Source organism: Vibrio sp. QJM3NY_27 (assembly GCF_057785955.1).
Genome location: NZ_CM173511.1, coordinates 2,555,198 through 2,580,299 on the forward strand (window position 1 = coordinate 2,555,198; position 25,102 = coordinate 2,580,299).

The window sequence follows — 25,102 nt, forward strand, 5'->3', positions numbered from 1 at the left end:
ACTATTTTACGCACGAAACCGTAATGTTTTTTGAACCTAAGTCTCACATTTAGTTCAAATTATCCGGTAAAAACAGAGGTCCAATTGGCTCTCGTGGTAACTCAAAATGTTCAGGATAATCAACATCTACCAGATACAAGCCTTCCGCTTTGGCGGTTGCGCCAGCCACTTTTCGATCTTTAGCCTCTAAAAGCCACTGGATCCACTCTGGTTTTTGCTCACCTTTACCTACTGCAATTAGGCTACCCGTAATATTCCTCACCATGTGGTGAACAAACGCATTCGCTTTAATATCGATCACTATGTAGTGTCCATGACGAGTCACGTTTAAGTGAATCATGTTTCTCCATGGACTACGAGATTGACAATGTGTCGCTCTGAATGAAGTGAAGTCGTTCTCGCCTAACAAGTACTGACCCGCTTCATGCATTTTTTTCTCATCAAGGTGACCATGGTAATGGCTCACGCCTGAATTCAGAATGCCAGGACGTAGTGCATGATTAAAGATAATGTAGCGATAACGGCGTGCAGTTGCAGAAAAACGAGCGTGGAAATCCTCATTCACTTCTGTCGCCCAACGAACCGCAATATCTTTTGGCATGTTGGCATTCGCGCCCATTGTCCAAGCAACCATTTTACGATCAACATTAGTTTCAAAGTGAACGACTTGTCCCGTACCGTGAACACCGGCATCTGTACGACCTGCGCACATAACCTCTACAGGATGATTCGCGACAACTGAAAGAGCCTTTTCCAATTCTTCTTGGACACTTTTCACGTCTCGTTGGCGCTGCCAACCAAAGTAGTGGGTACCGTTATATTCAATACCTAAAGCAATTTTCATGTTTTTGTTCTCTTTGAAAATGGGCAAGAAGTATATACGGAAATGAGTGCTAGCCCAAATAGGATGGGGCTAAAACTGCAATAAACAATCACTACCGCCCTAGACGATGATTTTAAGAAGCCAAATAAAACAAAGGCGCTTGGGCTCACCCAAACATAAAGGGTAGCCAACGCTACCCTTTATGATTTTTTTAAATTTATCGACCGTTTAAGGTATCGATAAGATTCTTTGCCTCTCGACGAATATCATCGCTCCCGTCAACTATCGCCTCTTCTAGAAGCTTAATTGCACCTTGCGAATCACTCATCTCGATATAGATTTTAGCCAAATCGAGCTTGCCAGCAGCTTCTGCATTGTTGTCGACATCATAGTTGCCGATATCACCGATAACATCAGGGAATTCATTGAGACCAACATCCAGCTTCAACTCTTCATCATCTGGATTAATGGCTTCTTCGCCTTCTTGCTCTACTTGAGCCATCAGTTCGTCAATCGTCATGTATTGCTTATCACGACTGTTACCTGACTCTGTTAGATTATCTTGTTGACCCCAATTCTCTTCTTTAATTTTAGGTTCAGCTTGTTTTTCAGCCGATGCCCAAATCTCTTGTTGATCGTCAGGTACACCATTGTGCATGCTTGATTGCTGCTCTGGAGCTAAGTTAAAGCCTTTCCAATCTTCACCGCCAACTTCAAGCATCGCATCGATATCGAGCCCTGCACTGTCAATCGACGTTGCATCTAATGGCTTCTCAAACATATTGTCGACTGAGTCTTGTACATCTTCTGAAAGCAACTCAGCCAATGCTGTTTCATCAAAATCGTCAAAGCCTTCTAGTGGTTCGTCTTGAACCGCTGTCAGTGCTGAGTTTGATTCTAAAGGCGTTGAATTTAATCCTGAAGATGAACTCGGTGAATCATCTGGTTGTGCGAACGCTGTCAATTCAGATTCTTCTGTATCTGAGAACCCTGCTTCGCCCGAGAAACCCTCTGTATCCGAGAAATCGTCAGCGTGACTAAAGCTTTGCGGGTTTGAGAACAAATCATGCAACGCATCTTGCTCTTCACCTTGAGGACTAAAAGAAGTCAGTGGTGTCGGCTTCTCTGCAAACGCATCTGAGATGGCTTCGTCTTCACCATATTCAGGCAAATCAAGCTCATCGAACTCGACGCCTTCTTCTTCCGCTACTGGCTCTGCGCTGCTTTGTTCAATATCGTCTAAAACAGAGTCTGCTTTTGCGCTTTCTTCGTCATATTCAGGAAGGTCAAGATCATCGAACTCAAACTTTTCTGCCTCAGGAGCGAGATCTTGCTCTAACTGAGCTTCATCAGGCTCACTAACGACTTCCGCCAATGCATCTTCTTCACCAAACTCAGGCAGTTCGAAGTCATCAAACGAGAACTCGTCTTCTTGTCCTAGAACTTCAGCTTGTTCCGTAGCTTCAACTTGCGGTGCCGTTTCTGCTTGAGGCGCAACGTCTGCTTGCGGCTCAGATGTTGATTGTGGTTCTAATACTGATTGAGGTTCAGCGTCTAGTTGAGTTTCAACAGCAGGAGTAACTGGTTCTGGTATTACTTCAACATCAGCTTCAGCATCGGCTTCTGCCAATGCGTCTTCTTCATTAAACTCAGGCAGTTCGAAATCATCAAACGAGAACTCGTCTTCGCTGTCTTGTCCTGGAACTTCAGCTTGTCCCGTAGCGTCAACTTGCGGTGCCGATTCTACTTTAGGCTCAGCATCCAGTTGAGAATCAACAGCAGGAGTAACTGGTTCTGGTATTACTTCAACATCAGCTTCAACATCGGCTTCTGCCAATGCGTCTTCTTCATTAAACTCTGGAAGTTCGAAGTCATCAAACGAGAACTCTTCTTCGCTGTCTTGTCCTAGAACTTCAGCTTGTTCCGTAGCTTCAATTTTCGGTGCCGTTTCTGCTTGAGGTTCAGCGTCTAGTTGAGGTTCAACAGCAGGAGTAACTGGGTCTGGTATTACTTCAACATCAGCTTCAGCGTCCGCTTTCGCCAACGCATCTTCTTTAGCTGTATCGTCTCCAATCAGCCAATCATCGTCTTCTGGTACACCGAACTCATTTGGAATGATTTCTGGCATATGTGCAGCACGGGCTGGCTCTGGCTCTGGCTCTGGCTCTGGCTCTGGCTCTGGCAAGGATTCAACGATATTTTCAAGTTCATCGCTACCTTGAATTTTCGGTTCAAAGTCAAAATCAGAGTCTATATTCGCAGGAGGTTCAACATCATCAATGGCTTCGGCTAACCAATCTTCTACCGTTTCTTCATCGTCTTCAGAGATATCATTCAAAGACGACGGCGAAGCTTGATCTTCAGTACTCGCAGCGATGTCTTCACGCTGATCTTGTACGTCAGAATTCTCAGAGAGCAACGAGTCAATATCCAGTTCATCATCTTTAACAGACGACACCGCTTCTTCTGGTGATAATTCATGACTATCAGAAAGAGACGTTTGTTCTGGTTCCAAAGCACTTTCGATTGATGCTTCAGCTGGCTCTTCATTAGCTTGCAACGAATCGCTGTCATCAGAAGTCATCAACTCATCAATCAATGCTTCATCTGTTGTTTCTAGTGCGTCATCAAGCAACGCATCCGTTGCAGGCGCTACACCAAACAAGTCATCGATAAAGTCATCACGATTAAAGGCTTCATCATTTTCTGGCTTAACATCAGCACCGTCTTGAGTCAGTTCTAAATCTAATGAAGCATCACCAACAAGTTCAGGTTGTGGTGTTTCAGTAATGTCCGTTATTTGCTCAGACTCGGCTTCAGAAGGCTCTGACGTTAATTGAGTATGTTCAACGTCTGAATCCTTGATAAGGTCGTCGCTAGCTTTATCAGAACCAAAGGCAGCATCTAGCTCTTTATCAAACGTCTGCTCTTCTGATTCAAGCTCGTCTTCAATACCACTTGTCAGTAAATCATCAAACGGGTCTAAAGATTCAGATTTTGGTGAATCAGCTTGGTCCGCTGAAAGCGCATCATCCGATAGTTCACTATCAAGGAAATCATCAAGTAAGTCGGTGCTCTCCGCATCGAGTTCGAAATCATCATCAGAATCTCCGATTAATTCATCCAGAGTTTCCGTGCTGTCTTCTGCAATGTTTAGCTCATCATCAGTCGATAAACCAGAAAGCTCTTCAAGTTCAGATAAGGCATCGAAACCTAAAGGCTCACTTTCAGGCTCATCATCCGATTCATCGCCCAGCATTTCATCAAGGAGTTCGGTCGAGTTGCTTAGGTCAACGTCATCCCCTTCCAACCGCTCATCAAGTAGATCAACGCTGTCTTGAGCCTCTTCATCAACGATTGGCTTATCAAACTGAGACAAGATGTTTTCGATATCATCATCAGACGCCAAACCATTGTTTAGGTTCGTCGCTATTTCATCGTCGCTATCGAGGTTGAAAGGATCATTCGCTTGCTCGTTCTGAGCGGCAACCTGAGCAAAGATGTCATCAATATCATCCTCTACACTAGGAGCTGAAGATTGAGTGGTCTGTTGTTCAGAGATCAGAGCATCAATATCAAAGTCGTCATTGCTTATGTCCGAAGGCGTAGCATCGCTTTGTTGTTCTGAGATAAGCGCATCGATATCAAAATCATCGGTTATTGATGTGTCGGCACTAGAAGTAGAATCATTTTGCTCTTCCGAAATCAAAGCATCGATGTCGAAGCTATCATCATCTTCGTCATCAAGAGAAAACAGGTCATCTAATAGTGACTGGTCTAATTCGTTAGAGCCTAAATCTTCAGTCTCGGATTCTTTAGATAGCAGCGCTTCAATGTCATCAGCAGACATTGCGTTATCATCTGAGAGATCAAAATCGACTTCATCGGTATCAAGTGCGCTTTCTGCGCTTTTATCGAGCGCGCGCTCCATCTCTTCAAGACCAAGCGCTTTCTCTTCACCATTAACACTGATACCGTTGCTGCTGTCCAAGTCCAGATCATCAAAGTTAGTGTCTAAATCACCATTTTCGCCAATGCTCGCAAATGGGTCATCATCTTCACCGTCGAGATTGAAATCGAGATCAGATTCATCCAATCCTGCAAATACATCGTCTTCTTCAGCAAGAGCTTGGTCGTCAAACAACTTATTGGCGTCATCTTCAGTGCCAAACAAGTCATCGTCTAAAGACAGCTCGTTAAGGTCGTCCATCTCGTCGCCCAGTGTAATAGGCGCGACGCTGCTTGGTTCAGGCTGAATCGTTTGTTCTTGAGTGGTTTGCTGTTGTTCTTCATTTTTAGAACGACGGCCTATCAGCATCACGATGATCAAGCCAAGTAGAAGACCCGGAATAATCGCAAGAGCCGCAACTAACCAACCATTAGATAACAGTTCATCCATGGCACTTGGTGCCATTTTTTCAATTTCGGCGTTCTTTCTACGCTCTTCATCAAGCAGCTTTTCCACTTCGCTACGAATGCGGTCTTCATCACTGAGCTCTGTTTTTAGCTCATCCACTTCCAATTGAACATTCGACAGCATCAAACGAAGTTGATGGTTTTTTTCTTCGAGTGACAGTAACTCAGTTTCTGAAAGCTCTAACTGCTTCTCAAGGTGGTTCATTTCCTTGGCACCGGTTAGCGGCTTGTTATTCACTATCTCTTGATTACCAATTATCGATTTATCGACAACTTTAGGTTCGCTAACCTTAGCTTTGGATTGTGCATTTTTAGGTGCTACATCTGGTCGACTTGACGCTTGCGCTACTTTAGGTTTTGAAACGGTAGGCTTTGTCGCAGGAGCATCAAGCTTAGCAAGGTGCGAGTTCATGATGTTGATAGCTTGCTGCGTCGAACTTGCACGTGCTTGCTCTAAAGAAGGCACACGTAAATTACTGGCAGGCAGCAGGCTATGGATATTCTGATTTTCAAACGCTTGTGGGTTTAAGCGATAAATCGCCAACAATGTTTGTTGGACTGAAACGGAGTTATCAGGGCGTAACCTTGAAGCAATAGACCATAGCGTTTCTGAGCCACGAGTTGGGCCATAGAAACGTGAAGGCTCAGCGCTATTCAATTGCGCTCTTTGAAGAGGTTCTGAAAACGTAGGCGCTGATTGTATCTGGCCATTAGGCCCTACAACTCGAATGGAATCTGCACGAACAACGGAAATCTGAGTCGCAATGATAAAGGCAAAAGGCATTAACCACGGCTTGAAAAATTGAAACATAAAAGGCTCAGCTAGGTGCTTAAATTCGGAAAAGTGATGATCTATTAAATATATCGGATAAATGACGTAAAACTATAGAGATGAAAACAAAAAATGTGTTGCAGCAACAATATTCGCATCAATTTCACACAATTTGACTAACAATATTTTCAATCGATTAAAAAAGCCCCACTAAAGAGTGAGGCTTGATAATCAAAGCAATGAAGCTTAGAAGTAATCGCGAATCAGAACTTCAGCGATTTGAACTGCGTTTGTCGCTGCGCCTTTACGAACGTTATCAGCGACTACCCACATATTCACGCCGCTGTGATGGCTGATGTCGCTACGAATACGACCAACCATTACGTGGTCCTTACCACCCGCATCACGAACTTGAGTTGGGAAATCTAGAGCTTGGAATACTTCAACGCCTTCCGTGTTCTCTAGAAGCTGAATAACCTGCTCTGCACCGATTGGCGCGCGAGTTTCAATGTGTAGAGATTCAGCGTGACCGTAGAACACAGGAACACGAACACAAGTCGGGTTCACCGTGATTGACGAATCAGCAAAGATTTTCTGAGTTTCCCAAACCATCTTCATTTCTTCACGTGTGTAGCCGTTCTCTGTAAATTCATCAATCTGAGGAATACAGTTGAACGCGATCTGCTGTGAGAATGCTGACTTGTCAGCTGGCATGCCGTTAAGAAGCTTGGCAGTTTGGCCTGCTAGCTCATCGATACCCGGCTTACCTGCACCAGACACAGATTGGTAAGTAGAAACGTTAATACGCTCAAGACCTACTTCATCGTGAATAGGTTTAAGTGCTACTACCATCTGAATAGTAGAACAGTTAGGGTTCGCGATGATGTTGCGGTTACGGAACTCAGCAATCGCTTCAGGGTTCACTTCTGGCACAACCAGAGGAACATCGTATTCATAACGGAAACGTGATGTGTTATCGATAACCACCACACCTTCGTCAGCCGCGATTGGAGCCCAACGCTCTGAAAGCTCGCTACCTGCAGAGAAAAACGCAATATGTACTTGAGACCAATCGAAGTCTTCTACATTTTGTACTTGTATTGTTTTGCCGTTAAAACGGGAAGTTTTGCCTTCACTACGTTCACTTGCTAGTAAGTGCATTTCACCGACAGGGAATTTACGCTCTTTAAGTACTTCAAGAATGGTTTCACCAACCGCACCAGTCGCACCTAAAATAGCAATATTAAATTCTTGGCTCATTGTTTCTCTCTTTTATAAAGTTGGCTTTACCATAAAACCGAGTTTAGATAACGGCGTTAAATTACAAGATTCATCGCCCGTTAACTCGACTGCACTGTACTCTCTACGGTCCCAATATTCTTTACGCATCTTGTCAAAAGAACCCGGCGTAGAGATATTGCGACGGAATAAGGCGTCGTCTTTGCGCACATCATAGATCAACTGAGTCAAATTGTGCAGTGTTGCTTCATCCCAAGCTCTATCTAATTTCATTTGAGGTACTGGGGCTGTCGGCAGAAGATCGCTTGCATAAGCACGCTGTTCAGTACCTAAAAACTCACAATAACTGTTGAAGATCATCGTGGTACCACGTGCTTTACCCTCTAAACCGTAGCCCGCTACGTGAGGAGTTGCAAAAGCAAGCAGTGGAAGCAGCTCAAAATCGACTTCAGGTTCAAACTCAAACACATCAAGAACGGCAGTAAAACCATCGGCTTTTTGCAGGCGAGCTTTTAACGCTTGGTTATCAACAACTGGGCCACGAGCTGCATTAATCAAAATTTGATCAGCACGTAAGTTGTTCAGCACTTGCTTATTGATCAAGTGATGCGTTGGGAACTCACCCGTTTTAGTAATTGGTGTATGTAGAGTGATAACGTCTGACTGCTCAAGCAGTGTCTCTAATTCAGTAAACTCACGAGTATCACCCTCTTGTTGTTTTAGAGGATCGTTCAGCAGAACTTTGATACCAATACCTTCAAGGCACTTCGCTAAGTAGCTACCTACCTGACCACAACCGATAATACCGACCGTTTTATCGAAAACAGAGAAACCTTGCTGCTGTGCAAGAACCATCATCGCACTGAACGCGTACTCAGCAACACCCACCTTGTTACAGCCAGGAGCTGCGGTGAAGAAAATGCCACGCTCTTTCATCAATGCTTGGTCAACGTGATCCATACCAGCCGTTGCGGTTCCAACAAACTTAAGCTTGTTCGCTTTGCTGATCAGCGCTTCATTGACCTTAGTCACCGAACGAATCATCAGAGCATCTACGTCAACAAGATCGTCAGCGGTTAGCGTTCGACCGGACTTCATTGTCACTTCACCTAGTTGGCTAAAAAGCGCTTCAGCGTAAGGCATATTTTCATCGATTAAGATTTTCATTGGGAAGGTACTTTCGTTGGGGTCTGTCGACCTTAAATGTGAATTGAAATGATTGTGCAAAATTCCACACACGGTGTCGAGTCGCAATTGGAATACATTATAAATAAAGGGCTGAATCGCCTAGTCTGCACAAACAAGAACAGAAATAAGAACCAATACCTAAAATCAAAAAGCAAAAGTCAGAAGACTAAAACGAAAAATGCCCGATTGAATAAACAATCGGGCAAACATCCAGAACAAAAGGATCCTATCTCGCTCTCCAGGAGACAGAGTCTTGCGTCTGTTCAACCAGTACTAACCAAAGTCACTACTGGTCAAGCTCTGGAAACCTTTTAATTTCTAAACCCAGATTAAAAAAGTCATGTTCAAAAAAACACGTATAAAACCTACATTTAAAAAGCTTTGTTCTGTTGGTCATGGTTAGTGGGCAACCTATGCGTGTTGAGTCTGCACTCACGTCACCCATTAACGATTAACCTTTATTAATTTAACCTTGGCTTCAATTAGCCTTGGTATTTTTTGATTACTAGCGTTGCGTTCGTACCGCCGAAACCAAAGCTGTTAGACATAACCGTTGTTAGCTCTTGTTCACGAGCCTCCGTTACGATGTCTAGGCCTGCGCCAGCTTCGTCTAGGTTTGCAACGTTAATGCTTGGTGCGATAAAGCCGTTATCAAGCATTAGCGTTGAGTAAATTGCTTCGTGTACACCAGCCGCACCTAGAGCGTGACCTGTCATCGCTTTAGTTGCTGAGATTGCAGGGCTGTTACCGCCAAAGACTTCTTGGATTGCGCCAAGTTCTTTAACGTCACCAACAGGAGTTGAAGTACCGTGAGTGTTTACGTAGTCAACGCCATCAACGTTTTGCATTGCCATCTTCATACAACGAACCGCGCCTTCACCAGAAGGAGCAACCATGTCGTAACCATCTGAAGTTGCGCCGTAACCCACGATCTCGCCGTAGATTTTTGCGCCACGAGCAACAGCGTGCTCAAGTTCTTCGATAACTAGCATGCCGCCGCCACCAGAGATAACGAAACCGTCACGGTCTGCATCGTAGGTACGAGAAGCCAATTCTGGAGTGTCGTTGTACTTAGTAGAAAGTGCGCCCATTGCGTCGAACATCATAGTCAGAGACCAATCCAGTTCTTCACCGCCACCAGCGAATACAACGTCTTGTTTACCCAGTTGGATAAGCTCCATTGCGTGACCAATACAGTGTGCCGATGTTGCACATGCAGAACTCATAGAGTAGTTCACACCACGGATTTTGAAAGGAGTTGCTAGACAAGCAGAAACCGTAGAAGCCATTGTACGAGGAACCATGTATGGACCAACGCGCTTAACGCCTTTTTCACGGATGATGTCTACAGCGTTAACTTGGTTTAGAGATGAAGCACCACCTGAACCCGCAACGATACCTGTGCGGTCATTAGATACTTGATCTTCAGTTAAGCCAGAGTCAGCAATTGCTTGCTCCATTGAAAGATAAGCGAATGCCGCTGCATCACCCATAAAGCGCATTTTTTTGCGATCGATATGGTCAGCAGGGTTCATTTTCAGGTTACCCCAAACTTGAGAGCGCAAGCCATTTTCCTTGAACTGCTCTGAAGCGGTAATACCTGATTTACCCTCTTTCAGTGATGCTAAAACTTCTTCGACGTTGTTACCGATACTTGAAACAATACCCATACCGGTGATTACGACTCGTTTCATGTGACATTCCTATAATTCTAAATTCAGCTAGATGATAACTAAGAAGCCTAACAAAAGTGGTCAGCTTTCCTAGAAATTCGTACAATCCCTACCAACATATCGCTTCAAATCACAAAATGATAGATTTTATGACTTCAATTACTAATGCAGAACTGGAATGGAATGAGTCTGGCACGCCAGTTTCAGACCAATTTGACGACGTTTACTTCTCTAATGTTAACGGTTTAGAAGAAACTCGCTACGTCTTTTTAAAACAAAACCACCTTCCAGAGCGTTGGGTTGAACATCAACAACGCCGTTTTGTGATTGCTGAAACCGGTTTTGGTACAGGTTTAAACTTTCTCGCAGTCTGGCAATGGTTCGATGCTTTTCTTAAAGATAACCCACAAGCGATGACCAAAGAGTTACATTTCATCAGTTTTGAAAAATATCCTTTAAATAAAGATGATCTGATCAAAGCGCACCAATCTTGGCCAGAATTAGCCCAGTACGCGACGCAACTCCAAGAACACTATCCGATTGCTCTGCCTGAGTGTCACCGTATTGTTTTGGGCGATGGCGCGATCACACTCGATTTATGGTTTGGTGATATTAAAGATTGTATGCCAAACGTGCCGACCCCGCAGGAAGGTTTGGTTGACGCTTGGTTCTTAGATGGCTTTGCACCGAGTAAGAACCCAGAAATGTGGAATCAAAACCTATTCAACGGAATGGCCAAATTGGCAAAACAAGATTGCGGTTGTGCAACGTTTACCGCTGCCGGTTTTGTTCGCCGCGGTTTAATCGAAGCTGGCTTTGCGATGAAAAAAGTTAAAGGCTTTGGTACTAAGCGGGAAATGATTGCCGGCCGACTTGATGAGAAGCACGCTCACACCAACATTAAACCTTGGTATGGCCTAGCTCAACACAGTAATTCACAAGATATCGCCATTATCGGTGGTGGTGTTGCCAGCGCTGCGCTTGCAAAAACGTTAAGCCGACGTGGTAAAAACATCACCCTTTATTGTGAACACCAACAAGCCGCTGGAAATGCCTCTGGCAACAATCAAGGTGCCATTTATCCGCTACTCAGCGAAGCGACATCTAATGTTTCAAGAATATTTGGTCCGGGCTTATTGTTTGCCCGCCAATTTATTAGTCAAGCAGCACAATCAGTAAACTTTGATCACAGCTGGTGTGGCGTGAATATTTTGATGTGGGATGAGGGCTCAACTAAAAAGCTCAACCGCATGTTGGAAGGCAATTTCCACACAGACTTGATTCAGCGCTTAACGCCCGAACAAGCGAACGAAAAGATTGGCTTACCGGTTGATAAAGAGAGTGTTTACTTCCCACTGGGTGGTTGGTTAAGCCCTCTTCAGCTTACTCAAGGTTTGATTGGTAAGTTAGAAGAGATCAACCAAGTAAGCGCGCACTATCAACACCAAGTGACACAACTTGAGTGGTTAGAAGCAGAGCAACAATGGCTACTAACGATTGATACACCTCAAGGTGAAATTCAAACTAAGCACGACCAAGTGGTTGTCGCGAATGGACACAAGTTCACTCAATTTGAACAAACTCGTCCCGTACCTCTGACGCCAGTTAAAGGGCAAGTGAGTCATATCCCGACTACAGAAAATCTCAGCCAGCTAAAAACAGTGTTGTGTTTTGATGGCTACTTAACGCCACAAAACCCAAATAACGGGCACCATTGTATTGGCGCGAATTACGATAAAACCAATATCGATCAAGAGTTTGATAGCGAAGTGCAACAGCACAATGGCGAGCGTTTACACGGGTCGCTACCAGAACAAGCGTGGACCAAAGATGTCGATACTAGTGGTAACTTAGCACGCCAAGGTATCCGTAGCGTGAGTCGAGATCACCTACCATTCGTCGGTAATGTTGGCGATTTTGAATCCATCAAAGAGCAATATCAGAATCTGCACAACTTTAATCCGCAGCGTGATGCTATCGACGGTATCGAACCTGTTACCAGCTATCCGAACTTGTTCTGTTTTATTGGTTTAGGCTCACGTGGTTTGAGCTCGACCCCTCTTTTAGCAGAAGTCTTAGCCTCACAAATTTGTGGCGATCCTCTACCTCTTCCGGTTGATGTGCTCGAAGCCATTCATCCAAGTCGAATGTGGATTAGAAGATTACGCAAAGGCAAAGCGTTAACAGAAGGTTGGGTTTCAACGAAACAAGCCAGTACGGACTAGTCGATTCTAGACTAGGTCTAAATATTCAAATAAGTGTTAGTACAACCCAAACAAAAAGCCCGAGCATATCTCAATGCTCGGGCTTTGTTTTTTCAATCTTGTTTACGTCGCTGCTTCTTATTCTAGAGCAGTACGTTACTTTGCAGCGGCTCGTAACTTTACATCAGCTGGCTACTTAGCAGCTATTCGCTTTACTTTCCGCTTTTACAGCTTCGCAATCGCGTCTTTAATTTGAGCGGCAATCTCTTCATTGCTGATTGAACCTGACTCAAAATCAAAGTTATCGTAGAAGCTAGGTACTGAAAGCGATGCTTTAACGTTACCGCCAAAGTATGGCGCTGAGCCTGTTGCTGCGCCAAGTACCGTCTGTGCACCACCTGGGCCCGGAGATGTCGCTAAGTAAACCGCAGGTTTCTCACCAAATACTGAACGCTCAATGCGTGTCGCCCAGTCAAATAGGTTTTTGTACGCTGCTGGATAATGACCGTTGTGCTCTGCGAAAGAGATAACAAATGCGTCCGCTTCTGCTAAGTCACGCAAGAATGCTTGAGCACCTTCCGCTTGGCCAATCTCTTTTTCAGTGTCTTCACTGAACATAGGAACATTGTAATCGTTGATGTCTAGGACTTTAACTTCAGCACCTTCAATCAAGTTAGCTGCGTAAGTTGCTAGAGTTTTGTTGATAGAGGTAGAGCTGGTGCTTGCGCCGAATGCGATAACTTTCATGATGTGACCTTTTCTGTGATTCTGTTAAGTGGGATTAGAATAACGTAGTCAGAAAATGGAACCATCACAAGAAATGAACGGACTCATTCAAAAAATTCGAATGAGTCTCAAATTATTGATTCGCTCAAAAATGAGGAGGGAGAGTTATGAGCGAATAACGCTAGACGAATAAAATTAAGCTTGGCTTTGCAGCTCAACCCAAAGGTCATTAACGATCGTGCGATCGGCTGGCGTCAATTCAGAACGCGCGTCATCTAGGCTCTTCTCGATGCGTGCTTTAACTTCTGCTACGTCTTCAATGCCGTCTTCTTCACATGAAGCCACTGAAAGAGAAATATGACCACGTAAGTAACCACCAGCAAACAGTTCATCGTCTGATGCGTTTTCAATGCGAGCATCAATTACTTCAAGTAGTTTTTCTTCAAATTCGATAATCATAATATTCTCTTATTTCACAATAAATTGGCTAGTACATAAAGGTGCAACATCATAGAAACTGCGTAATGCTTCAGAGAGCATTTTCACGCGAGGCGGAAGACCAGCTTCAAAGATACCCATGACTTCGCTGTGTACTTTATTCATAAAGGCCAAACGATCTGGCTCAAAATCGCCGTGTAGATTGTCACAGCTGACATTAAAAGGAAAGCCTGCACTGGTCGCAATGATCCATTCATACGCTTGTGGGCGAATTTCTACTTTTTCAAACTCAGCTTGAACCGACTCAGTTCGGCCATCAGGCTCATACCAGTAACCAAAATCTTCCAATAAACGACGCTCAGGACCAGCCACACACCAGTGTGCTATCTCGTGAAGTGCTGACGCGTAAAAACCGCGAGCAAATACGATACGGTGATGAGAAACCTCCCCATCGGCTGGCAGGTAAATAGGCTCGTCCGCTCCCAGTTCTAGCTTGGTATTAAAGCTCTCGAAAAAGGTTTGATTGAAAATGTCGATGATATCTGGGTATTGGTGTGTCATAAGATCAAATTTAAATAAAAAGAACTGGGGCATTTTGCGTTTTTTTAAGCGCTCGGTAAAGCCCTATCATTGGCAATGACATTAGGTTCATCATAATACTTTACGATGACAATCGATTGCTGATCCCAGATTACACCATTTTGAGGTGAATGATTAGTTTAGCTAATCTGAAATGCCTATTCACGGTACAAATATTCATTCGTCAATCAGCGTTTTTACTACTACACTCGCGCTTCATTTTTATATCCCTATGGCCTATAAGACTCCAATTTATAGACCTAAATTATAGAGCTACAGCAATGCTACTAAGTGTTTTGTATATCATTGGCATCACGGCAGAAGCCATGACCGGCGCTCTCAGCGCTGGCAAACAAAAAATGGATTGGTTTGGTGTAATGTTGGTTGCAAGTGCAACGGCAATTGGCGGCGGTACAGTACGAGATATCTTACTCGGCCATTACCCTTTAGGTTGGGTTGAAAACCCACAATATCTGGCGATCACCTGTATCGCGGGTGTTATCACAACAGGACTGGCTAAATGGGTAATCAAGCTAAAAGGCTTGTTCATTCGTTTAGATGCTCTAGGTCTTATCGTGTTCAGTATCATTGGCACTAAAGTCGCGATGACCATGGGTCTGCACCCAATGATCTGTATGGTGTCTGCCTTGGTAACTGGCGTGTTCGGTGGCCTGTTGCGCGATCTTATCTGCCGTCAAACACCATTGGTTCTGCATGAAGAGCTGTATGCATCTGTCGCCCTTGTCGCTTCAGGTTTATACCTAGGTTTGCTTGAGCTTGGCGTTAACGACGTAACCGCAACGATTGTTACGCTTGTGGTTGGTTACTTGCTGCGTATGGCGGCCGTAAGATTCAAATGGCGCTTGCCTTCATTCCAGCTTGATCCGGAAAGCTCTGTGCATTAGATATTCTCAATTACGCAGAATATAAAAAGGGTTGCTTCATTACGAAGCAACCCTTTTTGGTTTCTATCAAATCAGTTTCAAATCTGTTTTGAATAAAACGAAGCAGAACTAGATTTTTGGCGTTTCTGTTGTCACACCAAAGTTTTGACCACGGTGACGTAGCAAGTGATCAAGCAGCACGATAGCCAGCATCGCTTCAGCAATAGGCACCGCACGGATACCCACACATGGATCGTGACGACCTTTAGTGATTAACTGCGTTGCTTCACCGTCTTTAGTGATCGTGTCACCAGGAACAGTAATGCTTGATGTTGGTTTAAGCGCAATGCTCGCCACAATATCTTGGCCAGTAGAAATACCGCCCAAGATACCGCCAGCATGGTTGCTGCTGAAGCCTTCTGGAGTTAATGGATCACGGTGTTCACTACCGCGTTGATTAACGACATCAAAGCCATCACCAATCTCAACACCTTTCACCGCATTAATGCTCATTAGAGCGTGAGCAATGTCAGCATCTAAACGATCAAATATTGGCTCACCAAGGCCTACAGGCACTTTAGTCGCAACCACTTGAATCTTCGCACCGATCGAGTTGCCTTCTTTTAGCAGGTCACGAATCAGTTGGTCAAACTCAGGAACTTTGTCGGCATCTGGACAAAAGAACGCGTTGTTTTCGATCTCATTCCAATCCACTTTATCAATTGAGATATCGCCCATTTGAGAAAGGTAAGCTTGGATTTCAACACCAAATTCTTGTTTCAGGTATTTCTTCGCAATTGCACCTGCCGCAACACGCATTGCAGTTTCACGAGCAGAAGAGCGACCGCCACCTCGGTAATCACGCACACCGTACTTTTGATGATAGGTATAATCAGCGTGGCCAGGACGGAACTTGTCTTTAATTTCGGAATAGTCTTTAGAGCGTTGGTCTGTATTTTCAATCAATAGACCAATAGAAGTACCCGTAGTTTGGCCTTCAAATACACCTGATAAGATTTTCACTTCATCCGCTTCACGGCGAGCCGTTGTATAACGAGAAGTACCTGGGCGACGACGATCCAAATCTCTTTGAAGGTCTGCTTCGGTAATTTCTAATCCTGGTGGGCACCCATCTACGATACATCCTAGTGCGATACCGTGACTTTCTCCGAACGTAGTCACGCGGAAATGTTGTCCGATACTGTTTCCTGCCATTACTTCCTCTAAATCAGCCATCAATCAGAAGGTTTGATTCCTAAACCAACCAGCTAATAGCTTTACTTGTCTATTCTTCGTGAATTCATAGTGGCTTTATTACTAAATGATGTAAACCCCAAAAAACGAACAATTTTAACTTTCTATTACATAAGCCGAATGAAATGAATAACGAGGGAAAATGAGTGGCGCTTTAAAGTGGTGATTTTGAATAGTTTCATGTCCAGTTAACAAAGGTTAATGAACTCGGTTTGAATACTCTCTATGTTGTAGCCCAAAATAATTAGGAGAAAAGTGATGATCGAGTGGAAAGTTAAAAAATTTGCGGACCTGTCTGTTCAAGAGCTCTATGATTTCTTACAGCAAAGAGTCGATATTTTTATCGTGGATATGAACACACCCTATAGTGACCTAGACGGCAAAGATAACCATCCAGAGACCTATCACATCATGGGTTATGAGAACGGACACCTAGTGGCTTACAGCCGAATTATGGCTCAGAAGCTTGGATACCCCGTAGATGTTCTCCCTTTGCTCGATTCTGATGCTGATGATGTTTGTATCGGGCGAGTGATCGTAGCGAAAGAATACCGAGGTAAACAGATAGGTAACCAGCTCATGCAAGTGAGTTTTGATGCCACTCGGAAGATTTACCCTGATTGCTCAATTTTTATTTCGGCACAAGCTCATCTTAAAGACTATTATGGTAAGTTCGGCTTCGACGTAGTGACCGATCGTTACTTGGAAGATGGATGCAGTATGCTAGGCCTTAGATATGCCCCACAGCTCGTTGCCGTTTAGCAAAAACTGAAAGACAAAGACACCTAAAGACACAACATGGTATTGAAAGATTAAGTCGTTCTGAAATGCAAAAAACCCGACAACTCAGAGAGTTATCGGGTTTCTTTAAATAGTGGTACGCCCTGAAGGATTCGAACCTTCGACCACCTCCTTAGAAGGGAGGTGCTCTATCCAGCTGAGCTAAGGGCGCGCTACAGGAAAGGATTATACGAATTCGAATCAGTAAAGCAACGGCTTTATCTAACATTCTGATCCAAGTGAGTAAAAAAAGGGCAATAAGATTATAAGTGTTGGAAAATAGAACAAAGCAAACGTTTGCTTGATGGTAATCAAAAAGATTTTCTGGAATAATGCGCCAAAACATCAGCCACTAACTTGAATATCAATACTAAGGAAATTCATGACTGCTCAAAATATTGATGGAAAGCTAATTTCTCAAACGGTTCGCTCTGAAGTAGCGGCACGTGTAAAAGCTCGTACTCAAGCTGGATTGCGTGCTCCGGGCCTAGCGGTTGTTTTAGTGGGTGAAGACCCGGCATCTCAGGTTTACGTTGGCAGTAAACGCAAAGCGTGTGAAGAAGTTGGTTTCGTCTCGAAATCTTTTGATTTACCAGCAACTGCCACCGAACATGAATTGCTAACGCTAGTCGATCAACTCAACGAAGACCCAGAGATTGATGGCATTCTAGTTCAACTGCCTTTGCCTGCTGGTATCGATACTACTCACGTTCTTGAGCGTATCACACCTGAAAAAGACGTTGATGGCTTCCACCCATACAACGTAGGCCGTTTGGCTCAGCGTATGCCTAAGCTACGCTCTTGTACGCCTAAAGGCATCATCACGCTGCTTGACCGTTACAACATCGATTTACGCGGCAAGCACGCGGTTGTTGTAGGCGCATCAAACATTGTTGGTCGCCCAATGACTCTAGAACTGCTTCTAGCAGGTTGTACGACAACAACATGCCACCGCTTCACCAAAGACCTTGAAGGTCACGTACGTCAAGCAGACGTTGTTGTGGTTGCCGTTGGTAAGCCTAACTTCATTCCTGGTGCTTGGATTAAGAAAGGTGCTGTTGTGGTCGATGTTGGTATCAACCGTTTGGAATCTGGCAAGCTCGTTGGCGACGTTGAATACGATGTGGCTAAAGAGAGCGCAAGCTTCATCACACCAGTACCGGGTGGTGTAGGCCCAATGACAGTGGCGAGCCTAATCGAGAATACAATGATCGCTTGTGAGCAATTTCACTCGAAATAGTCGGCAATGACAGCTTAGGTAGTAATACCAGTGGCATGAATTGCCTCGCCCTAGAGTAAAATAAGCTAGAGCAAAATTAGAAAGCCGCAGCGTGAAAACGTTGCGGCTTTTTTGATACTGAGCTATTCATTTTTGATACAAAGCGACTCGCTTTAAATACAGAGCACTCACTACTTATCTGGAGTATCAATACCTTCAATCTCTCCCAAAGGCGGCAATAAACTAATGACCTGACACTCCGTTGATATGAGTTTTTCCAATTCAGAGCCTTGTGTCACTAAGCGAAAATCACCATCATTAATCACGCCAAGTGGAATCGCTTTAGGGTACAGGGCATTAAACTCATTAAGGTCAAACGCCTCGGTTAAACCCGTGCTCTTAATTTGGCTGCCTTGAGCCATCAAGGAGTTAAGTTTGGAATAGGTAACCCCTTCTGAAAACAGGCTTCTATTGCCATCACGGCTCACCTGATGCCTTTCATGTTTATTTTCTGAGGATTCAAGTTCAAACACCTTATTCTCACCAAACTCATCTTGATAGTGCATACTGACTAGTGGGTTGGTTTGACGATAAGGCGATACAATCATGGCACGCCCTATCCCATCCAATTCCAGGTTATTTTCAGCATGGCTCGAAGCTGGATTACCGAAATAGACATTCAAGTTGTCCATGCGCGCTAAGCGAATGCTCTCCCAGTTGGTATCAGCAAGCACACTGTTGATGTTGTGTGTCGCCAGCACTTTGGCAAACTGACGTGAAAAATGAGTCGCACCAAAGAAAATAACCCCTTGTGCCTTCTCTTGAGTCACACCCAGCCTTCTAGCCCACCAACTCGCGGTTAGGCTCTGAATCACTACCGTACCAATAATGACCAAGAACACCATTGGCACCAGTAAATCCGCCCCTTCGATTAATTGCTTCTCTTGAAGCTTGATTGCAAACAGAGAAGAAACCGCGGCAGCTACGATCCCGCGAGGCGCCATCCAGCTCAAAAACCATTTATCGGCTGAAGTAAGATCCGTGCCGATCCCGCTGATCCACACACTCAGAGGACGAGCCACCAGCATAACGACCGCTAATAAGCCAATACCACCCCAACCTATCGAGAGGAAAGTCCCTGAATCAAGCCTGCTCGCTAACAGAATAAACAACGCAGAAATGAGTAACACAGTCAGGGTTTCTTTGAATTCAATAATGTCTTCGAGATCCAAGCCTTTCACATTGGCGAGCCAGATACCCATGATGGTCACGGTTAATAAACCGGACTCTTCACTCAGATCATTTGAAAAAGAGAACGCCGCCAGCATTAATGTCAGGACCGCCACGTTACGCAAATAGTGCGGAACCCAATGCCCTTGCAGCATCTTGGCAATCAAATAGCCACCGATGATCCCTAAGCCCAAACCAATGGCTAAAGTCAGCCCCAACGCCGACAGAACATGGCTTGTAGGATCGGCTGAAGAGACAATGTATTCGTAAACGAGAACGGCAAACAGAGCGCCAATCGGGTCAATCACTATCCCTTCCCAGCGCAAGATACTGCCTAGCGAAGATTTGGGTTGAATGCTGCGCAGCATGGGAACAATCACCGTTGGGCCGGTCACCACGACTAATGCAGCAAACAACGCCGCCAATGGCCAACTGAAATCGACAAAATAATAAGCCCCCACCACGATGCACGCCCATGTAATCAACATGCCGAAACTCACTAAGTGAGTCACCATGCGGCCATGGCCTCTGATTTCTTTGAAATTAAGAGTCAATGCACCTTCAAACAAAATGATGGCGACCCCTAATGAAATCAACGGGAACAGTACATCACCAAAAATGGCATCAGGATTAAGGATGTTGAGACCGGGACCTAATAGCAGGCCAACGATAAGCAAAGGAAGAATAGCGGGAAGACGCAAACGCCAACCAAGTAGCTGGCAAGCCAAGGACAAGAGTCCAATTAACGCCAAAGAAGAAGTGATCGACAAATCCATTTGTGCCCCTAAACATTTGTACCACACCCTGTGGTACAAACTTATTCACTGAAATAAGAAAGCCTACGTTCTTACACTATAGGCTCTCTTTATCATACTAAGCGAATATTATTGTGGTTAATCAGTCACTTTACTATAGGGAGAGCAAAGCCACGATTAGCTAACTGGGTGGTTATGGCCCAGTTAGAAAGTGCTTATAAGTCACCAATGATTACTTATAGAGAAAGCACCACGCCGGCAATCGCTGCGCTCATTAGGTTGGCAAGCACACCCGCACAAATTGCTTTAAAGCCGTATTGTGAGATGAAAGAACGACGCTCTGGAACTAAGCTGCCCAAACCGCCAATCAAAATGGCCATCGTAGAGATGTTGGCAAAACCACATAGCGCGAAAGTAACGATCGCTTTTGAGTGCTCACTCAGTGCGTCTTTTACGTCCATTAACTGGATGAAAGCCACAAATTCGTTCACAACGATCTTGTTACCGATCAGCGAGCCTGCAACCACAGCCTCAGACCACGGCACACCGATCAGCCATGCAACGGGCGCGAACACATAACCTAGGATAAGTTCGAAGCTTAGGTTTACGCCAAACCAGCCACCAACAATACCTAACAAGCCATTCAGCATTGCTATCACACTGATAAAGGCCAAAAGTGTCGCACCCACTGCAACGGCAATACGAAGTCCAGACATAGCCCCATCTGCCATTGCCTCGACTACGTTTGTTGCTCGTGGAATTTCAACGTCAGACTCAATATTTTCTTGAGCCTCATCTGCGCTACCTGGTACCAAAATCTTGGCCATCAATAGACCAGCAGGAGCAGACATGAATGCCGCAGCGATCAGGTAGTTCAAATCAACACCAAGCGATGCATAACCGACTAGCGTACCACCAGCTACAGAAGCCAAACCACACACCATGACGGCAAACAGTTGTGAATCCGTCATGTGCTTCAAGTAAGGTTTAACCACCAATGGCGCTTCGATCATGCCAACAAAAATATTCGCAGTTGCAGACAGTGACTCCGCACGACCTGTACCTAAGAACTTTTGCAAAGCCCCACCGATTAGGTTGATTACCTTTGGCATAAAGCCGATGTGATACAAACCTGAAATCAATGCAGAGAAAAAGATAATGATGCCGAGAACGTTAATAGCGAATACAAATCCGTTATTCGTTAGGCCACCAAATAGGAAGTTAATCCCCTCTTGACCGTAGTTGATCAAGCTAGACACTGCACCAGTAGCTGCATTCAACACTTCTTTACCCATCGGCACATAAAGAACCAATAGCGCGAATGAGATTTGCAGTAAGAAAGCCAAAGAGACGGTTCTTAGCGGGATATTTTTTCTGTCCGTAGATAGTAACCAAGCGGCTACTAAAATAGTGATAATTCCAAGTAGGGAAGCCATATGCGTCAACCTAAAAGTTGTAGGTAGTAAAGGCGACGCATTGTATAGAGGAAATCGTTTGCGGCAAGGTGCGGTTGTTAATGTGATGTTGGGATTATCACTGCCTCACCTATGATTATATTAAATCATTGAATTTTAATGATTTAACTTGCTTAAAAAACAAACTTTTTCCATATGGAAATTATATTTATAGATTGGGAAACAGTTAGCGGTGCAGTTCAACGCAGGTTTTGAGGTTTTTGTCCCAATAAGTCGGCGATCCGATATGATCTTTGATGAACTCAATCACTGCTGAAAGCTTCTTCGGCATGTTCTTTCTACTCGGATACACGGCATAGAATGGCATCAGCTGACTCGCTCGCCATTCCGGTAAAACTTGGATGAGCTTGCCCGTTCTAAACTCTTCTTTGACTAAGTAAGTCGCTAGGTAAGCAACGCCCCAACCTGATACTGCCGCGTCTCGTACCGCTTCAGCCAAATCCACCGAGTAATCGCCCGCCACTTTAACACTGAGATTTTCTTGGCCGTTATCAAATGCCCATGACGTGTAATCACGTTCGCGGCTGCGGTAGATTAGGCAGTTATGGTCAATCAGATCAGATGGCACGTGTGGAGTCCCTGCCTTAATCAGATAATCCGGTGATGCGGCTACCACAAACTGGCTATCTGCTAAACGCTGCGCAATGTAACCTTCCGGCAAGTCTTCATTGTTAGTGATCCAGAGATCCAAGCGCTCCTCAATCATGTCCACTTTGTAATCGAACAAATGCACTTCAATTCTCAGCTGAGGGTAAAGCTGTCTAAGCTGGTCAATCGCTGGAATGATATGCAGTGTGCCAAATGACTGAGACAAGCCTATACGGAATATTCCAGAAATGTCGTCACGCTGGCTATCCATGTCCATTTGAGCCGCTTTCACCGTATTGAACAGCTGCTCACAATGCTGATAGAACACTTCTCCAGCTTCAGTTAACGTAAGGCTGCGTGTGGTTCTTTGCACTAACTTGATACCTATCGAATCCTCGAGCAAAGCAATTTGTTTACTGATGTGAGATACCGACACATTCAAGCTTTTTGCTGCACTGGTAAAGCCTTCATGCTTGATTAACGCATGGAATATCACCATCTGTGCGGCTCTATCTGTTAGCACAAAACCACCTTCTTAAATATCTGAAATATAAAATAAAAAGGACTCCGAAGAGTCCTTTAATCTGTTCTGCCTATAGTAGGCTAAATGCTATTCAAAGCGACCTAGTTCTATTAATCAGATTGAGTCGATTAATCAAACTTAATTCTATCGGCTAGGTGACTGACAGCCAAAGCAAAGTAGTAAGAACGATTCCACTTCATTAACACATTGTAGTTGTTGTAAATGAGGTACGAACGACCCGTTTCATCGTCCGGCATTATCAACCAAGCTTTGATGTCTTCATCAAGTGTAGGCAGTGGGCGATCGTCATAACGCTTAATACCAAGTTCAGACCACTCTTTTAGGTATTTCGCTTTGTCTTCGTCTCGACCTTGCATCTCAATAGACACGGTTGATGGAACGTGAACCTGACGCCCCCAAGTATATTTGTCATCCCAACCCGATTGGCTGAGATAATTCGCCGCCGAAGCGAACACGTCTTCTTCGGTACCCCAAATATCTTTCTTGCCATCACCACTGCCATCAGCGGCGTAAGCTAAGAATGAGCTAGGCATAAACTGAGGTTGCCCCATCGCGCCAGCCCAAGAGCCTTTCATCTCTTTTGGTGCAATATGGCCTTGATCAAGTATCTTCAATGCCGCCATCGCTTCGCTACGGAAGAAGGCTTCTCTGCGACCTTCATAAGCCATGGTTGTTAGAGCATCAATAACACTGTAATTCCCCGTGAACTTACCAAAATTACTCTCCACACCCCATAGAGCGACAATGAATCTTGGTTGAACACCATATTCATCACCAATACGCTTTAACGCTGTGTAGTGTTTCTTATAGAGTGATCTCGCCTGCTTCACTTTCCAGTCAGGAACCGCACGTGGAATGTATTCATCCAGAGTCAGTTTCTTTTCAGGTTGGTTTTTGTCAGCTTTTACCGCTCTTGGCTTAAACGTCACACCATCAAAAGCTTCATCAATGATCGCTTCAGAAATACCTTCTTCACGACCTTGTTGCTTTAGTTTTTCTACATATTGCTCAAAGCTAAGCTCTTCAGCTTGAACCGAGCCAATGGTCAGGCTATTACCCAATAGTAATGCCGACACAGCCAATATGGTTTTCGAAAATTTACTCAACGATCACTCCTCCTTGAATTGAGGTGGCTATCACTCTTCGTCTTGACCTTTATTTTGAGCTTTACGCTCTTTATGAAGCTCAAGTTCGTTAACTGGTGGCGGCGGAACCTGCAAAAAGAAACCATCGGTGTTCAGTGATTCTCTCACTTTATCGATGTTCACTTGAGCCAGTTTACGGCCGTCCATTTTAATTACCATTACAAAACTAGGTTTACCAAACATTTGCATCAATGCGTCAGGAACTTGTGAAAAATCATCCTTCTTAGGGATATAAAGGTATGTTCCTTCTTTCTTTGAACTTTTATATATAGAACACAGCATGACAAACCTTTTTTAAATGTTTATGACTACAAAACTCTCACTTGCGAGATCAATAGTTTATGTTAGGGAAATATTGGGAACAAAACGTTCATTTGACAACAAGATTACTTGCTGTGCTTGGTTTGGGAATATAACATGATAAACCTAGTTTCAGGCAATGCCCTTTATTTTATTGATAAAGAAATTGTACCAATCCGCTATTGAGGTCCTGTAGTTTTTCGATGTCTAGTAACCCAGATCTAAAAGGTAGCAGTTTCACGCTATCTGTTTTGCACTTATCCGATGATCAAGTCGAAAATGCAGTGTCTTTTCTTCAAGAGAAGGTAGACCAGGCACCCACTTTTTTCGCAGCTGCGCCTGTTGTTATCAACATTAGCAAAGTCGCGGGCGATATAGATTTCGTGCAACTGAAAAATGGTATATCTCAAGCGGGCATGATCCCGGTTGGTGTGGCTGGCTGTTCAGATAAACGCATGCAAAACCTAGCCAGAGATGCAGGTTTTGCCGTGATGACAGCAAGTAAATCTCCTTCTCAAGCTCCGGCGAAGATGGCCCCGATAAAGGTGGTGAGAACCCCGATACGTTCTGGTCAGCAGGTGTATGCGAAAGATGGTGATTTGCTGATTCTTAGCCACGTAAGTGCAGGTGCGGAAGTGATTGCCGATGGCAGCATCCATATTCATGGCACGCTACGCGGTCGTGCAATTGCAGGTGCAAGTGGTCAAACTGAAGCAAAAATAATTTGTAATGATTTACAAGCCGAGCTGGTTTCCATTGCAGGAAATTACTGGCTCAGCGATCAAATTGAAAGCGAGTACTGGCAGAAGAAAACCATGTTCAGTATGGCAAACGATGTATTACACGTTGATGTCCTCGCAATATAAGAGA

The 25,102-nt window shown here is 44.4% G+C and carries 20 protein-coding genes and 1 tRNA gene; 6 read left to right on the top strand and 15 right to left on the bottom strand.

The genetic code is table 11. The features are described 5' to 3' along the window. Nucleotides 1–49: 49 nt before the first annotated feature. The 4 genes from truA to AC3CIA_RS11330 form a co-directional block, all read right to left on the bottom strand. Nucleotides 50–844, bottom strand: a complete 795-nt coding sequence (gene truA / locus AC3CIA_RS11315; RefSeq protein WP_004734161.1) for a tRNA pseudouridine(38-40) synthase TruA — start codon at nt 842–844, stop codon at nt 50–52. A 196-nt stretch (nt 845–1,040) separates the two neighbouring features. Beyond that, nucleotides 1,041–6,050 (bottom strand): FimV/HubP family polar landmark protein, encoded by a 5,010-nt coding sequence (locus AC3CIA_RS11320; RefSeq protein WP_488518137.1) that lies wholly within the window; start codon nt 6,048–6,050, stop codon nt 1,041–1,043. A 207-nt stretch (nt 6,051–6,257) separates the two neighbouring features. Next, on the bottom strand, nt 6,258–7,271 hold the full coding sequence (locus AC3CIA_RS11325; RefSeq protein ID WP_054547203.1) for an aspartate-semialdehyde dehydrogenase: 1,014 nt from the start codon (nt 7,269–7,271) through the stop codon (nt 6,258–6,260). Between the two features lie 12 nt (nt 7,272–7,283). Beyond that, a complete protein-coding gene (locus AC3CIA_RS11330) occupies nt 7,284–8,417 on the bottom strand; it encodes a 4-phosphoerythronate dehydrogenase (protein WP_488518138.1) in 1,134 nt (377 codons plus the stop codon). Nucleotides 8,418–8,465: 48 nt separating this feature from the next. Between AC3CIA_RS11330 and AC3CIA_RS11335 the strand changes: the two genes are divergently transcribed. Continuing rightward, nucleotides 8,466–8,753: a hypothetical protein gene (locus AC3CIA_RS11335; RefSeq protein WP_114633851.1), complete on the top strand. Its 288-nt coding sequence runs from the start codon at nt 8,466–8,468 to the stop codon at nt 8,751–8,753. A 167-nt stretch (nt 8,754–8,920) separates the two neighbouring features. Here the strand turns inward: AC3CIA_RS11335 and fabB are convergent, their stop codons facing one another. Then, nucleotides 8,921–10,132 carry a beta-ketoacyl-ACP synthase I gene (gene fabB / locus AC3CIA_RS11340; protein WP_010436883.1) on the bottom strand — a complete coding sequence of 404 codons (1,212 nt, stop codon included), beginning with the start codon at nt 10,130–10,132 and terminating at the stop codon, nt 8,921–8,923. A gap of 56 nt (nt 10,133–10,188) precedes the next feature. On the opposite strand from fabB, the gene mnmC reads away from it, so the two are divergent. Next, the gene (gene mnmC, locus AC3CIA_RS11345; RefSeq protein ID WP_488518139.1) at nt 10,189–12,336 is read left to right on the top strand and encodes a bifunctional tRNA (5-methylaminomethyl-2-thiouridine)(34)-methyltransferase MnmC2/FAD-dependent 5-carboxymethylaminomethyl-2-thiouridine(34) oxidoreductase MnmC1; all 2,148 of its coding nucleotides are present in this window, start codon (nt 10,189–10,191) and stop codon (nt 12,334–12,336) included. Between the two features lie 204 nt (nt 12,337–12,540). On the opposite strand, the gene AC3CIA_RS11350 is transcribed toward mnmC, so the two are convergent. The 3 genes from AC3CIA_RS11350 to AC3CIA_RS11360 all read right to left on the bottom strand — a co-directional run bounded on the left by AC3CIA_RS11350 (nt 12,541) and on the right by AC3CIA_RS11360 (nt 14,040). Beyond that, nucleotides 12,541–13,062 (bottom strand): NADPH-dependent FMN reductase, encoded by a 522-nt coding sequence (locus AC3CIA_RS11350; protein WP_248389607.1) that lies wholly within the window; start codon nt 13,060–13,062, stop codon nt 12,541–12,543. Between the two features lie 174 nt (nt 13,063–13,236). Then, on the bottom strand, nt 13,237–13,500 hold the full coding sequence (locus tag AC3CIA_RS11355; protein WP_065204980.1) for a YfcL family protein: 264 nt from the start codon (nt 13,498–13,500) through the stop codon (nt 13,237–13,239). 9 nt (nt 13,501–13,509) lie between these two features. Beyond that, nucleotides 13,510–14,040: an elongation factor P hydroxylase gene (locus tag AC3CIA_RS11360; RefSeq protein ID WP_017079495.1), complete on the bottom strand. Its 531-nt coding sequence runs from the start codon at nt 14,038–14,040 to the stop codon at nt 13,510–13,512. Nucleotides 14,041–14,339: 299 nt separating this feature from the next. Here AC3CIA_RS11360 and AC3CIA_RS11365 point away from each other — a divergent pair, with 299 nt between their 5' ends. Beyond that, nucleotides 14,340–14,963 (top strand): trimeric intracellular cation channel family protein, encoded by a 624-nt coding sequence (locus AC3CIA_RS11365; RefSeq protein WP_108196203.1) that lies wholly within the window; start codon nt 14,340–14,342, stop codon nt 14,961–14,963. A gap of 108 nt (nt 14,964–15,071) precedes the next feature. Here AC3CIA_RS11365 and aroC read toward each other — a convergent pair whose 3' ends face one another. Next, a complete protein-coding gene (gene aroC / locus AC3CIA_RS11370) occupies nt 15,072–16,157 on the bottom strand; it encodes a chorismate synthase (protein WP_004734182.1) in 1,086 nt (361 codons plus the stop codon). Nucleotides 16,158–16,454: 297 nt separating this feature from the next. Here aroC and AC3CIA_RS11375 point away from each other — a divergent pair, with 297 nt between their 5' ends. Beyond that, nucleotides 16,455–16,958, top strand: coding sequence for a GNAT family N-acetyltransferase (locus tag AC3CIA_RS11375; RefSeq protein ID WP_488518140.1), 504 nt, complete (start codon nt 16,455–16,457; stop codon nt 16,956–16,958). Nucleotides 16,959–17,071: 113 nt separating this feature from the next. Here AC3CIA_RS11375 and AC3CIA_RS11380 read toward each other — a convergent pair. Next, nucleotides 17,072–17,148, bottom strand: a tRNA-Arg gene (locus tag AC3CIA_RS11380). A 210-nt stretch (nt 17,149–17,358) separates the two neighbouring features. Here AC3CIA_RS11380 and folD point away from each other — a divergent pair. Continuing rightward, on the top strand, nt 17,359–18,216 hold the full coding sequence (gene folD / locus AC3CIA_RS11385; RefSeq protein ID WP_004734180.1) for a bifunctional methylenetetrahydrofolate dehydrogenase/methenyltetrahydrofolate cyclohydrolase FolD: 858 nt from the start codon (nt 17,359–17,361) through the stop codon (nt 18,214–18,216). A gap of 170 nt (nt 18,217–18,386) precedes the next feature. Here folD and AC3CIA_RS11390 read toward each other — a convergent pair whose 3' ends face one another. The 5 genes from AC3CIA_RS11390 to AC3CIA_RS11410 all read right to left on the bottom strand — a co-directional run bounded on the left by AC3CIA_RS11390 (nt 18,387) and on the right by AC3CIA_RS11410 (nt 24,214). Further along, the gene (locus tag AC3CIA_RS11390) at nt 18,387–20,201 is read right to left on the bottom strand and encodes a cation:proton antiporter (protein ID WP_488518141.1); all 1,815 of its coding nucleotides are present in this window, start codon (nt 20,199–20,201) and stop codon (nt 18,387–18,389) included. 215 nt (nt 20,202–20,416) lie between these two features. Then, complete coding sequence (locus tag AC3CIA_RS11395) at nt 20,417–21,616, bottom strand: NupC/NupG family nucleoside CNT transporter (protein WP_054547197.1); 1,200 nt, start codon at nt 21,614–21,616, stop codon at nt 20,417–20,419. Between the two features lie 205 nt (nt 21,617–21,821). Then, nucleotides 21,822–22,742: a LysR family transcriptional regulator gene (locus AC3CIA_RS11400; RefSeq protein ID WP_004734177.1), complete on the bottom strand. Its 921-nt coding sequence runs from the start codon at nt 22,740–22,742 to the stop codon at nt 21,822–21,824. Between the two features lie 152 nt (nt 22,743–22,894). Next, on the bottom strand, nt 22,895–23,893 hold the full coding sequence (locus AC3CIA_RS11405) for a lytic murein transglycosylase (RefSeq protein WP_017079489.1): 999 nt from the start codon (nt 23,891–23,893) through the stop codon (nt 22,895–22,897). Nucleotides 23,894–23,923: 30 nt separating this feature from the next. Next, the gene (locus tag AC3CIA_RS11410; protein ID WP_017079488.1) at nt 23,924–24,214 is read right to left on the bottom strand and encodes a YcgL domain-containing protein; all 291 of its coding nucleotides are present in this window, start codon (nt 24,212–24,214) and stop codon (nt 23,924–23,926) included. Nucleotides 24,215–24,435: 221 nt separating this feature from the next. Here AC3CIA_RS11410 and minC point away from each other — a divergent pair, with 221 nt between their 5' ends. Beyond that, nucleotides 24,436–25,098 carry a septum site-determining protein MinC gene (gene minC / locus AC3CIA_RS11415; RefSeq protein WP_017084080.1) on the top strand — a complete coding sequence of 221 codons (663 nt, stop codon included), beginning with the start codon at nt 24,436–24,438 and terminating at the stop codon, nt 25,096–25,098. Nucleotides 25,099–25,102 lie beyond the last annotated feature (4 nt).